This window comes from Psychrobacter sp. AOP7-C1-14 (assembly GCF_052376135.1).
Taxonomy (GTDB): Bacteria; Pseudomonadota; Gammaproteobacteria; order Pseudomonadales; family Moraxellaceae; genus Psychrobacter.
Genome location: NZ_JBQSVH010000008.1, coordinates 63,695 through 76,897 on the forward strand (window position 1 = coordinate 63,695; position 13,203 = coordinate 76,897).

7 protein-coding genes are annotated in these 13,203 nt (G+C 42.3%); all 7 read right to left on the minus strand.

The genetic code is table 11. The features are described from left to right. Positions 1-416 precede the first annotated feature (416 nt). The 7 genes from ACT3QN_RS07505 to ahcY all read right to left on the minus strand — a co-directional run bounded on the left by ACT3QN_RS07505 (position 417) and on the right by ahcY (position 12,999). Positions 417-2,864 (minus strand): site-specific recombinase, encoded by a 2,448-nt coding sequence (locus ACT3QN_RS07505; protein ID WP_444522735.1) that lies wholly within the window; start codon positions 2,862-2,864, stop codon positions 417-419. 236 nt (positions 2,865-3,100) lie between these two features. Continuing rightward, entirely contained in the window at positions 3,101-4,885 is a 1,785-nt protein-coding gene (locus ACT3QN_RS07510; RefSeq protein WP_444522736.1) for an acyl-CoA dehydrogenase C-terminal domain-containing protein, read from the minus strand. A 411-nt stretch (positions 4,886-5,296) separates the two neighbouring features. After that, complete coding sequence (locus ACT3QN_RS07515) at positions 5,297-7,090, minus strand: acyl-CoA dehydrogenase C-terminal domain-containing protein (protein WP_444520741.1); 1,794 nt, start codon at positions 7,088-7,090, stop codon at positions 5,297-5,299. Positions 7,091-7,674: 584 nt separating this feature from the next. Further along, the gene (locus ACT3QN_RS07520; RefSeq protein ID WP_444522737.1) at positions 7,675-9,387 is read right to left on the minus strand and encodes a putative bifunctional diguanylate cyclase/phosphodiesterase; all 1,713 of its coding nucleotides are present in this window, start codon (positions 9,385-9,387) and stop codon (positions 7,675-7,677) included. 173 nt (positions 9,388-9,560) lie between these two features. After that, on the minus strand, positions 9,561-10,412 hold the full coding sequence (locus ACT3QN_RS07525; RefSeq protein ID WP_444522738.1) for a 16S rRNA (uracil(1498)-N(3))-methyltransferase: 852 nt from the start codon (positions 10,410-10,412) through the stop codon (positions 9,561-9,563). A gap of 300 nt (positions 10,413-10,712) precedes the next feature. Beyond that, a complete protein-coding gene (locus ACT3QN_RS07530; RefSeq protein ID WP_444522739.1) occupies positions 10,713-11,561 on the minus strand; it encodes a methylenetetrahydrofolate reductase in 849 nt (282 codons plus the stop codon). A gap of 13 nt (positions 11,562-11,574) precedes the next feature. After that, positions 11,575-12,999, minus strand: a complete 1,425-nt coding sequence (gene ahcY / locus ACT3QN_RS07535; RefSeq protein WP_444522740.1) for an adenosylhomocysteinase — start codon at positions 12,997-12,999, stop codon at positions 11,575-11,577. Positions 13,000-13,203 lie beyond the last annotated feature (204 nt).

Below are 13,203 nucleotides of genomic sequence, written 5' to 3' on the forward strand. Positions count from 1 at the left end.
AATTCTTAAATTCTTGCACAGCAAATATATAATGAGAGTCAGTATAGGTCTCACGTATTATAAGAAAACGTCAGTTGTTCGACCGAACATTGCTTGATAATATTGGTGCCATGCTAATACTGTTGATATTTTCTATATGGCTATATCAGTACTAAATAGTCTTTGACACAAAAAAATACTCATGCTTTGTAAATAAAACATGAGTATAGCGACTCCATTAAGTAGAAGTGTTCTGATTATGTGGGACGAGATTTTCTCGTTAGAAAAAGACTGTTGTTCTATAAAAATGGCTAAGTCAGTGGTTTTTGAAAGTTTAGGCGGCAACTGCTAAACAATTATTGGAAGAGCATTGTCGATAACTTTGTTAACAACGTCATCAACAGCTGACCAAGCATAAAGCCATCATAATTACCCATTTAATTAGGTAGCTTTGGTGGCTTTTTAGGTTTTGGCAAAGGTGTTTTTGCGTCACCATTCTGTTTGTCATCAGAGTTGGTGTGGTGATCGGATTCATCATTGCCAACGTCGCTATCAATCTCATTTATCGTTTTGGTAGCTTTGTCATACTGTATATCATCAGTATAAGGAACGCTATTTAGCTCTTCATCGACTAAGCCATCATCCAAATCCATCACTTTGTCAGGAGAGTTGTACGGCTGAGTGTGCTCATCTGTTGGCTGCTTTTCATAGTTTATGTCTGTGTTTGTCTTTGAGCTTTGCGCATCAGCATGCTTAGACTCAGGTAGTATTCTGACATCAGACAGACGCCTTACTACATAATTAGTGGGTATAGACTTCCCATTTTTATGTGCTGACGTATCATCGAATATCATATGACCCTGGCTATCGATACGTGCATAGTCCATTGGTTTATCACGAGGCCAGAAAAAGTCAGACGGATGGCCAATGATATGACCAAACACCAATCTTGTGAGGCGACTCCATTCAAAGAAGCGAACTTCTTTAGAACGCAGGGCAACAAACAGTGCCAGCGAAAAGCTAACGATTAAGTTAACCAGACCAATAAGTGCTACGCCAAGTATAGAAATTAGAATCAGGCTCCAACTTATATCATCAGCAGATATATTAAACAATCCATGTGCCAAGTTTGCTGAGGCAAAAGCAATATGACGAATATCAATTGGTAAGCCAAAGATATAGCCAATAGTTGCGGTACTACCCAAGAACACCCCGAATAAGAAGTTACCCATGATAGCGCCCAAGTTGGCCTCTATAAAACCGCCTAAGCGCTGTAGCCATGAGCTAGGTAATATGTATTTTAGCAATTTATGACGTTGTATACGCGCACCTACGTTATTATAAACTGCTAAGTTGTCGTAGTAGCCTGCAATCAAACCAGATAAGAACAGGTAAACCCCAGCAATGGCAGCGTGGGGAAGTGCTAATGAGTTGAATGGGTCAAGATCATGTAGTAAGTGTCCTGCCTTTTCGGTATCAATCATTGGCGCACCAGTATATTGCAGCCAAGCAAAGGATATAATCAAAGCGACTGGTACAGCGAGCATGACGTTACCCATGATAGCGATAAACTGGGTACGTAATATATCGACGACCAGTTCTGATAGCTTAGTCAACTGATGCGATTTTTTACCAGAACCTTCAGATATGGTAGAGGCAATGGCAGCAGCAGTCATGGCGGGCTGCTTGGTCGCTACTGTACCGCGAATGACATGAATGAATACAAAGCCCAAGCCATAGATCATACTGTTGATGAACGCGCGACCCATAGGGGCGAGCGCTAAGTGATACGCTAGTATTTTTATGGTTGCCATAAATGCAATGAAAAAGCCACCAATAGAGGCTTTTTTGAACATTTTTTGGTAGCCCGATTTATCGGTGCTGATATAATGTTCGCCGACGCGACTGGCATTTTCCGTGACTTTACGAGAGAGTAGTTTGGTATTGTTATCAATCAAATAACCGATACTATAGCGACGATTGGCAGTAGTAATGAGCGCTTGTATCAGCTCGATAACGGCACGATCGCGCCGTTGGTTGTCATCTGTGACCAGCTCAGTCAAAATCCGCATACGCTGCAAACTTTGATCTAGACGCAGCATCATATTGGTTAAACGAATAGAAATACCTGTCTTATAAATTCGCTTACGTACAGTCGCAACGATATCCTCACACTGTTCAAGCATCACCAATAGTGGCGCCGGATCGACTGCTTGCTCTGGAGTAATATCTGTCAATGTATCAAGCTCATGCGCTTGACGATATTGATTGACGAATAGCACGGCTTCTTGATTTTGTGCCACAAAAGACGCTGAGTAGTTCAGCATTTGTGGATACGATTCCATCAAATCAGGATGTAAGCCAATACCACTGATGCGATAAGATAGAATGATAATGGCGTTTAAAATACTATTTTTCGCGGTAGCGACGAGATTTAAGTGCTTCTCTTCTACGCGAACCAGTTCAACCAACTTATCCCATTTCTCTGTTTCAATATTGGCCAGCCAGCGTTCATCAGAACGTTTGTTAAACAGATATCCTATTAGTTCAACGACAGAATCATCTTGTGGTAATAATGGTAAAAATCGATGCCCAATCAAACGGCGCAAACTGTTAAAAAATCCTTGGTCGGACATGATGCCAGTATCGGTATACAGGGCGATTTGTCGATATTGAATAATCAGTTTTAGCACAAAACTAGATAGACCGTCCCCATATTCTGGATGCTGATGAATGATATCAATGAGGGATTGAATTTTTTCATTGGCCAATGCAGGTTCTTTATCACTGACTCGTAGTTCATCAATCAAGCGTTTGAGTACCGCAGGATCTGGCACGTCGCTCAAGGCGGTAATCTGTTGTAAAATGCGTTTCAATTCTGACACGTCGCACCCTTCATTATTGTTGTTTCAATCGTTTTTATTATTTAAGTCAGTATAAGTGGTTACCATAGAAATAGTTGCCAATCGTTCAATTGTAGTCGAGCGACATCTTGTATTATTTTAATCGGAACTGCCGATTGATATTGAATTATTTTGTTAGCAGTTATTTTGACAAAAAAAAGGACAGTAACACGACTGTCCTTTTAATCAAGATATTTTAGATTAGCTTTACCATGAGCTTAGCTCGCAGGAACGTCGAAATAAGCAAGGTCAAAGTTCATCATTGGGTCACTACCAGCTTTAACCATCTGTGCATGAGCATCAATACGCGGTAGGACGCGACCGACGAAATAATCTGCAAGTTTGGCTTTATTGGTATAAAACTCACCATCTTTGCCATTAGCAGCTTCTACCATCAATGCAAACATATAAGAGTAGGCGAGGTAACCAAAGGCATGCATGTAGTCAACAGCACAGCCATTGATTTCATTTTTGCGTTCGCCGATATTGTTAAGCACAGTGGTCGTTAGCTCTTCAATAGTATCTGCTGCATTCAAAGTAGCTTGCTTGATAGCATGGTCTGCTTGCATGTTGCTGACAAAGTCACGAATCTCACCTAAGAAGTGGGTGACGTATTTGCCATTATTGCGAGCAACTTTACGGCCTAGTAAGTCAAGCGCCTGAATGCCATTGGTACCTTCATAAATTTGTGCAATACGCGTATCACGAACGATCTGCTCCATACCCCATTCGCGGATATAGCCATGACCACCAAAGACTTGTTGGCAATCAACCGTTGCTTCTAATGCTTTGTCAGTCAAGAATGCTTTTGCAACTGGCGTCAATAGGGCAACACGAGCCGCAGCTGCTTTAGCTGATTCAGGATCGGTACTAAATTTCTCTTCATCAAGATTTTTGGCAACGTACATAGCAAAGCAGCGAGATGCTTCAGTATTTACTTTGGCGTTCAATAGCATACGACGGACATCAGCATGATGAATGATAGCGTCAGCAGGCTTTTCTGGGCTTTGCAATTGTGTATCACTACGGCCTTGACCACGGTCATTGGCATATAGCGCTGCGTTTTGATAGGCCAGCTCAGAACCACCAAGGCCTTGCAAGCCCATCGTGACACGCTCATAGTTCATCATAATAAACATTGATGATAGACCCGTATTTTCCGCGCCAACCATCCAACCTTTAGCATCGTCAAAGTTCATCACACAAGTTGCAGAGGCTTTGATACCCATTTTGTGTTCGATAGAGCCTACAGCTAACGTATTACGCTCGCCCAAACTACCATCTGCATTGACCAAAAATTTTGGTACGACAAACAGCGAGATGCCTTTTGAACCTTCTGGTGCATTTGGTGTTTTTGCTAGTACCAAATGAATGATGTTGTCTGTAAGGTCATGCTCACCACCAGTGATAAAGATTTTGGTGCCAGAAATGCCATAGCTACCATCATCATTAGGCACGGCTTTGGTTTTAATGATACCCAAATCAGTACCAGCATGCGGCTCTGTCAAGCACATGGTGCCAGCCCATTCGCCGTTGTACATTTTCTCTAGATAGGTTTGCTTTTGTTCTTCAGAACCAGCTGCGTTTAGACAAAGCGTTGCACCAACCGTTAGGTTTGGATACAGTGCAAATGATTGGTTGGCAGTGAAAACCATCTCTTCGGTGAGCATGGTCACCATTTTAGGGAAGCCTTGGCCACCGTATTCAGCGTTACCGCTTAAGCCAACCCAACCTGATTCAGCAAACTGTTTGTAAGCTTCTTTAAATCCTGTTGGCGTAGTAACGACGCCATCACCTTCAAAAGTTGCGCCTTCTTCATCACCGCTACGGTTAATAGGCAATAGAACGTTTTTTGACAGTTTTCCCATTTCTTCTAAAATCATATCGACAGTTTCGGTGTCGACATGAGCCAAGTTTTCATTGTTTTGCCAAAACTCTGGTGCCTTGAATACGTCATTTAAGATAAAGCGCATGTCATTAAGAGGGGCATTATAAACAGCCATAAACATTCCTTTGGTTCAAATAATTAAAATTGAAGTTGTTAAGATTATCAACTGTTCTCTTGGTATAACCTTAGCGATTAATAACCAAAGTTTAACAAATAAGCTTGTGAGCGAGTGTATTTCTTCGTGAATTGTGCGTACACCAAAAGTTAGCAGCGGCTATTGAAGTGCTTATAGGCACCTTATCGATAACTATAATGCGAGAAGGTAAGTAGGTCGGTGCGTGTATACAATTGCTACTATCAAAAATATTGTTATAGTCATCATTAAGGCACGTCTTTATCTCATTTCTAGTCTATTTAAACGACTCTTGAGTGAATTGAAAACACGCTCTAATATACATAAAAAACGGCAACACACCGAAGTATGTTGCCGCTTAAAATTATATGTTTATGAACTTCAGCGCTTTAATTAAAAGGCAAACTGATCAACATCCATGCTCATGTATGGCTCTACACCAGTACTGATACGCTGTACGTGCGTAGTAGTACGTGGTAATAGTTTAGCGAAGTAGAACTGAGCCGTCTTAACTTTAGCGTCATAGAATGCTTTTTCGCCAGTACCGTTTGCGATAGCAGTTTGAGCAACCAGTGCCATGCGCGCCCATAAGTAGGCTAGGGTGACATAACCACTGAAATACATGTAGTCTACCGCCGCGCCGCCGACAGCTTCTGGAGTTTCAGTTGCTTGCATACCGATACGTGCAGTCAAATCGCCCCATTCTTTAAGATGCTTAGCAAGTGGGCGAATGAACTGACCCATCTCGTCATTTTCTTTGTTTTCTTCACAGAATTCTTGAATAACATTTACAAAGTTGGCAAGCAGCTTACCTTGTGAACCTAAGACTTTACGGCCTAGTAAGTCAAGTGCCTGAATCTCTGTAGTACCTTCGTATAAGCAAGAAATGCGCGTATCACGTACGTTCTGCTCCATACCCCATTCACTAACGAAACCATGACCACCATAAACCTGTACGCCGTGGTTAGCAGCTTCTAGACCTGTTTCAGTCAAGAATGCTTTAGCAATTGGGGTCAATAGTGACAACATTTGGTCAGCAAACTTCAGTGCTTCGCCTTCGCCTTTTGCGACGGTATCTGCAAAGTGAGAGAGATAGTAGACTAACGCACGACCACCTTCCGCAAAGGCTTTTTCAGTCAATAGCATGTTACGAACAGCTGGATGTACAATGATAGGGTCAGCCACTTTTTCTGGTGCTTTTGTACCTGAAAGCGCGCGCATTGCTAAGCGGTCTTTTGCATAAGTCAATGAACCTTGGAATGCATACTCTGCTGCAGTCAAACCTTGCACGGCAGTACCGATACGTGCCACGTTCATGAAAGTAAACATGCACTGTAGGCCGCGGTTTTCAGGTCCAATCAAGTAACCTGTTGCGCCATCGAAGTTCATGACACAAGTTGCAGAGGCTTTGATACCCATTTTGTGCTCGATAGAACCACAAACGACATTGTTGCTTTCGCCAACGCTACCATCTTCGTTGACCGTCATTTTAGGAACGATAAACAGTGAGATACCTTTGGTGCCAGCAGGTGCGCCTGGTAGACGAGCCAAAACGATATGAATGATGTTGCTAGTTAGGTCATGCTCACCTGCAGAGATAAAAATCTTTTGACCTGTGATGCTATAGCTACCATCTTCTTTAGGCTCAGCTTTGGTACGGATAATGCCCAAATCAGAACCAGCATGTGCTTCCGTAAGACACATAGTACCTGACCATTCGCCAGTGACCATTTTCTCTAGATAAGTTTCTTTTTGCTCATCAGTACCATGATGCTCGATGGTTTGGATAGCACCGTGTGATAGGCCTGGGTACATAGAGAATGACCAGTTAGCTGTACCGACCATTTCATTGATGACAGAAGACAATGAAAAAGGCATGTTTTGACCACCAAAATCTTCTTCAGCAGACAAAGCTGGGAAGCCAAGCTCACAATACGCATCATAAGCTTCTTTGAAGCCTTTTGGCGTGGTAACTTTACCGTTATCAAACTTACAGCCTTCAGCATCACCGCTTTGGTTCAATGGTGACAGTTCGTTTTCAGCAAAGCTTGCAGCCATCTCAAACAGGCTGTCCATTAGCTCACGGTCAGCTTCTTGGAACGCAGGCAAAGTTTTGTAATGGCTTTCGCTATCGAGTAGTTCATGCATAACGAATTGGATATCACGTAAGGGCGCTTTGTATTGCATAACTTCCTGTCCTTTTTGGAATGTAATCGATCATAGCCAATAATGAGCATATGGTCGCACTATCCTCTAGTGCGTTATTCTTACCTAGCCAGTCTGAAAATCTAAATAAATGATAAACAGTAAAGCAGGTCAACCATGCCATCGATTACATAAAATAGTATTGAAAAGAGTGGTGATCGTTAGAGCCAATGAGAGATTAAATGTACTCTAACAAATTCACTATAAAAGATAGGCTTTCATAGGTGATTATACAAGTTTGGTGACAGGACTGATAAGTCATGAACCTATCTTGCATCGGTTATGCAATCAACGTTAGGCGCTAGGAGACAGCAGCATTAAGCTTATGAAAAATTTAATGATACTAAGACGGGTAGTCCTTTGTATGACCAATATTAACATGAAAAAATGACAGCCAAAAAAATAGCGTTCGCCAGAATGACAAACGCACCAGTCTAAATGACAACGCTATTTGGTAGAACCTTATATATGTGCAGGTAATGTCACATATATAAGGGTGATAAACGTCAAACAGGCTTCTATTCTATGAGTCTTAACATAGTAGCTTATAATTAGCAGCTTAGCGTTTACTCAGAAGTGTTCTGCTTAATCAGCATCTCAGTGGCAACGTCAGCCGCCACGGGTTTACTAAACCAATAACCTTGACCATTTTTACAACCCATATCTAGTAACACATCACGCTGCTGCTCAGTTTCAATACCTTCAGCAACGACTTGCATGTCTAAAGCGGCGGCTAAGTCTAAAATAGCTTTTACAATCGCGTGCTGGGTCCGATCAGTTTCAATATTGGAGATGAAGCTCTTGTCGATCTTGATAAAATCAAAGGGGTATTCTTGTAAGTAGCTCAACGATGCATAACCAGTACCGAAATCATCTAGCGCTAGACGTACGCCAAGCTCTCTAAGTGAGTTGAGCTGTTTTTTTACATTGTCATGACGCTGAATCAAAGACGATTCGGTCACTTCAATATGCAACTGCTGTGCAGCAACGCCATTCTCTGTCAGCAGTGTGCTCACCATATCAAAGAAATCAGGGTGGCTAAATTCAGCCGCATCAGCATTGATACAGACGTGTTGATGAAACCCTTTCTGTTGCCAAACGGATAATTGTTTGACAATTTTAATGGCCAGCTGTGAAAACAAATCAAAAGATAGCTTGTACGCGATAATGGCATTGATAAAATGGACAGGTTTAAGCAAACCACGAGTAGGGTGTTGCCAACGTACCAATGCTTCAAAGCCTGTAATAGCGCCAGTCTCTAATGAGAATTTTGGCTGGTAATAAGGAATAAATTGGCCTTCTGTAGTAGCAACTCTAAGCTCAGACTCTAGTTCTAAGCTACCAGCAGTAGCACTTTCGATGGCCTCATCGTACCAACGAATATCATCTCCACCATGCTGTTTGACATAGTCGAGTGCTTTTTCTGCTTTGGTTAATAAACTAGTTACTTCGTTATCGTCTTTTGGAAAACAGCTCACACCCACAGAGATATGGTAGTAAATATTTGCATCTGTTGCATGATTTTTATCAGTAAAGAAGGGTCGTTCACACATTTGCATAAGCGTGTCTAGTTGATGACGCACCATATTGGCATCTTTAACTTCAAATAATAGCGCAAAATCATCACCACCAAAGTGAGAAAAAGAGCGTAAGTTATGTAATTTGAGAGTCTCCACTTCTTTTACAAAGTTTTTTATAAAATCATTAGCACCATCAGGCCCTAGTAGGCTGGCAAGATTGCGATAACGGTCGATATTTAAGCGTACGAGGACGATCTCTTGGTAACTATCTAATAGCGTGTCACTCGTCTGACTCAAAAATACTTTGCGGTTGGGAAGGCCTGTGATTTGGTCGTAGTTGAGTAAATGTGCGACCTGTTTTTGGTCTTTGATGACGGACGACATGTCTCGTAACATACCAACATGATAAGCCTTCTGCTCAACATAAATCTTGCGATAAGTAACATGGCAGTCAATCGGTTCGCCATAACGATTGACCATTGAAAAATCAAGCTCGTAAAAGCCATGACTGTCTAGGTTATTGCTGATATCTTTTAAGATCAGCTGCTCTGCGTCCGATAAAAACTCAGCAGCATAAATACCAAGTGGTCGACCAACTAAGAACTCTTCTTTATAGCCAATCATAAGCTCATAACTGGCATTGACTGTTAAATAACGTAAGTTATCATCCAATACAAATATGGCGTCCTCAAGCTGTTCACAAAGTGTGCTCATCAACTGCTGCTTGATTGATACTGGAATAGTGTCACAATTACTCATAATAGTGGCTCACAAAAGATAAGGACTTATAAAAATAAGAACTGTATTGTCAATTTACTGATATTGAATTGGCATCGCGTTTTACTATGCACGATGAAGAACAGATATTATTTTTGACTATAAGCATAAAAGACAAAAACTACGATAGTCATACTAGTACTTATCAGTTTTCATTAAGTGCTCAAAGCATGTAAAGTAGCTAATGCTACCACTGGTGCGGTTTCGGTACGTAAGACTCTTGTGCCGATCTGCCAAGGCTCAAAGCCAACACTTTCTGCCTGTTCACACTCGTCACTACTTAAACCACCTTCAGGTCCGATCAAGAGTTTGATATAAGGGGTTTGTTGTTTGAGAATATCGTATAAAGCGTTAGGCATGGCAGGTTGTCCTGCTGCTGGTACGCTCATTTGCATACACAGATCTGCAGTATTTTCTAACACTTGATAGTAAGAGTCACGACTAAGCGTAGAGACGACAGAGCTGACAGCTATCTCCGTTTTCGCATTGCTTAGCCATTCTTTGATAGATTGTGGCGCAAGAATAAGGGGTGGACGATTAAGACCGCATTGTTCACAAGCGGCAATTGCCACTTGTTGCCAATGCGCCAGTTTCTTTTCCACTTGGGCAGGTTTTAATGTGACTTCGCCATGATGGCTGCTGAGTAATTGGATGGCAGTCACGCCAAGCTCAGTCGCCTTTTGAATAGCATAATCCATACGCTCACCGCGGCTCATGACTAAGCCAATTTGGGTGATAGTAGGTGCTGTACGATCGTCGCTTATATGTGCAAGTAAGGTAGCAGTGGCGTTTTTCTTACTGATTGTCTGTAGCTCTACCTTATATTCACCGCCAAATCCATCAAACAGTATACCCTGATCACCGATGTTTGCCCGTAATACACGGCACCAATGATGGGCGATACTGCCTGTCAATTCGATATTACTACCTAGCGATAATTCACCCAATTTAGGTAATAGTGAGGTATCAGCGTTGTTGTTATCAACGGCATAAAAAAAACGTCGCACGTGGTCTTATTCCTATTATTAGTTTGAGTATAGTTATTATTAACTCTATAGAATATCACTTGAAACGATTAATGACATTTGTTTTATGAGAATTTTTCTTAATAAAGATAATAACGCTATGAGCAGCATTGTTACACAGTAAAGAGATTTTAAAAAATCGAATAGGATAAAGTGTATGGGTAAAACGGTGAAGGGTCACTAATCAAAATTTTGACAATAAAAAACTGGCGCTCCTAAAAGCGCCAGTCATTAACAATATATTTGAGAGTATTCAAGAGTTACCCGAGAATGCTTAGAGGTTTAAACGATTAAACCCAATGCTTCTACCAAGCGTTTATTTGGTTCGACTTTATTCATGCTATAAAAATGCATGGCGGGTACACCTTCATTGATCAAGCGTTCACACAAGCGATAAACTACATCAAAGCCAAACTCACGAATCGCCTTACGATCATCGCCAAAATCCGTCAACTGCTTGCGTACATAGCGCGGAATATCGGCGCCACAGCTATCTGCAAAGCGTAATAGATTGCTTGAATGGGTAATTGGCATAATACCAGCAACCAAAGGCTGAGTGACCGTGTCAATACCGCGCTTCTCAAGCTTATCACGCAAGTACAGATAGCTGTCAGCGTTGTAGAAAAACTGGGTGATCGACGCATTGGCACCAGCTTGGTACTTATTTACCAAGTTGTCGATATCAAATTCAAAGCTACGTGCTTGTGGGTGCATTTCAGGGTAGGAGGCCACTTCGATATGGAAATGATCACCTGAGTGCTCACGAATGTATCTAACCAAATCAACAGCGAATGGTAGTTCACCCATGCCCACCTGACCTGATGGCAAGTCGCCACGTAGCGCTACCAAGCGTCTAATACCTAAAGTCTTATAGTACTCGAGCAATTCAGCGATTTCAGCTTTATCATCACCAATACAAGACATATGCGGCGCGATTTCAGTGGTACCACGCGCACTTAATGCTTGTACGATATCTAAAGTGCGGCTACGAGTTGAACCGCCCGCACCATAAGTTACCGAAAAATAAGCTGGTGACAGTTTATTCAACTCATCATAAGTGCTGAGAAGCTTTTCGTGACCTTGCTCGGTCTTTGCAGGAAAGAACTCAAAGGAGAAAGCAGGCTTACTCACAGTTAGGCTCCTCTTAGTATTTATAAGCGTCAGGCTTGAATGGACCTTCAACTGGTACACCTAAATACTCAGCTTGCTTTTGGGTCAGCTTGGTCAAGGTGCCGTTGAAGCCTGCAACCATCGCAGCGGCCACTTCTTCGTCTAACTTCTTAGGTAATACTTTTACGTATAAGTTGTCAGTACGCTCGTCAACTGGCAAGTCAGCGAATTTTTCTTCGAACAGATACATTTGAGCCAATACTTGGTTGGCAAATGAGCCGTCCATCACGCGTGATGGGTGACCAGTCGCGTTACCTAGATTCACTAGGCGACCTTCAGCAAGCAAGATTAAATAATCGTTTTCGTCGTCTGAACGGAAGATTTGATGAACTTGTGGTTTGATCTCAACCCAACGCCAGTTGTCACGCATAAACTGAGTATCAATTTCAGTATCAAAGTGACCGATGTTACATACAACAGCGCCAGGTTTAAGTGCTGCTAGCATATGTTTGTCACAAACATGATAATTACCAGTAGTGGTAACAATCAAGTCAGTATCTTCAAGCAAACGGGTGTTAATGTTGTCTGCACCGCCAGTATTGTCACCATCGATGTATGGCGATAATACTTCAAAGCCGTCCATACATGCCTGCATAGCACAGATTGGATCAACTTCTGAGACACGTACGATCATACCTTCTTGGCGTAAGCTTTGCGTAGAGCCTTTACCTACATCGCCATAACCGACAACCAAAGCGCGGCGACCAGCAAGGAACATATCAGTAGCGCGTTTAATCGCATCGTTTAAGCTATGACGGCAACCGTATTTGTTGTCATTTTTAGATTTGGTCACTGCGTCGTTGACGTTGATGGCTGGTACCTTAAGTGTCCCTTTACCAAGCATTTCAACCAGACGGTGAACGCCAGTGGTGGTTTCTTCTGAGATACCATGGATATTGTCAAGAAGCTCAGCATAGTCGTCATGGATAAGAGCGGTTAAATCACCACCATCATCCAAGATTAAGTTTGCGTCCCAAAGTTGGCCTGATGCTTCGCCGCCAACGTGTACTTGCTGACGTAGGCACCATTCATACTCTTCTTCGGTTTCGCCTTTCCAAGCGTAAACAGAGATACCAGCAGCGGCAATCGCAGCAGCAGCATGGTCTTGAGTTGAGAAGATGTTACATGAGGTCCAGCGTACTTCAGCACCTAGCGCGACTAATGTCTCGATAAGTACAGCAGTCTGAATAGTCATGTGGATACAGCCAGCGATTTTCGCGCCTTTAAGTGGCTGGTCTGCTTCGTAGCGACGACGCAAGCCCATTAGAGCAGGCATTTCAGCTTCAGCAAGCGTAATTTCACGGCGGCCGTAATCAGCAAGGCTGATGTCAGCGACTTTATAGTCAGTGAAAGAGGGATCGATCGTATGGGCAGATGGTGTAGTAGACACTGCGTCCATAATATGCTCCTATCAGTGGTTAACGAATGATAAAAAGAATAAAAACGCAGGTGCCGTTGTTTGCGCTGTGAGCGACCAAAAATAGGGACTCTCGACAGTTAACCGAGCCTAACATAACCTGTGATTGCATAACTTTAGAATGTTAATGCAGTAAATCACCATTATGGCGCAACACCTCTCGGAGGTCGTTATTGTAATAGATGA

Bases quoted from the DNA above. Each gene is read 5' to 3' on its own strand.
- ACT3QN_RS07510 (WP_444522736.1), bottom strand. From the start codon at position 4,885: ATGGCTGTTTATAATGCCCCTCTTAATGACATGCGCTTTATCTTAAAT.
- ACT3QN_RS07515 (WP_444520741.1), bottom strand. From the start codon at position 7,090: ATGCAATACAAAGCGCCCTTACGTGATATCCAATTCGTTATGCATGAA.
- ACT3QN_RS07520 (WP_444522737.1), bottom strand. From the start codon at position 9,387: ATGAGTAATTGTGACACTATTCCAGTATCAATCAAGCAGCAGTTGATG.
- ahcY (WP_444522740.1), bottom strand. From the start codon at position 12,999: ATGGACGCAGTGTCTACTACACCATCTGCCCATACGATCGATCCCTCT.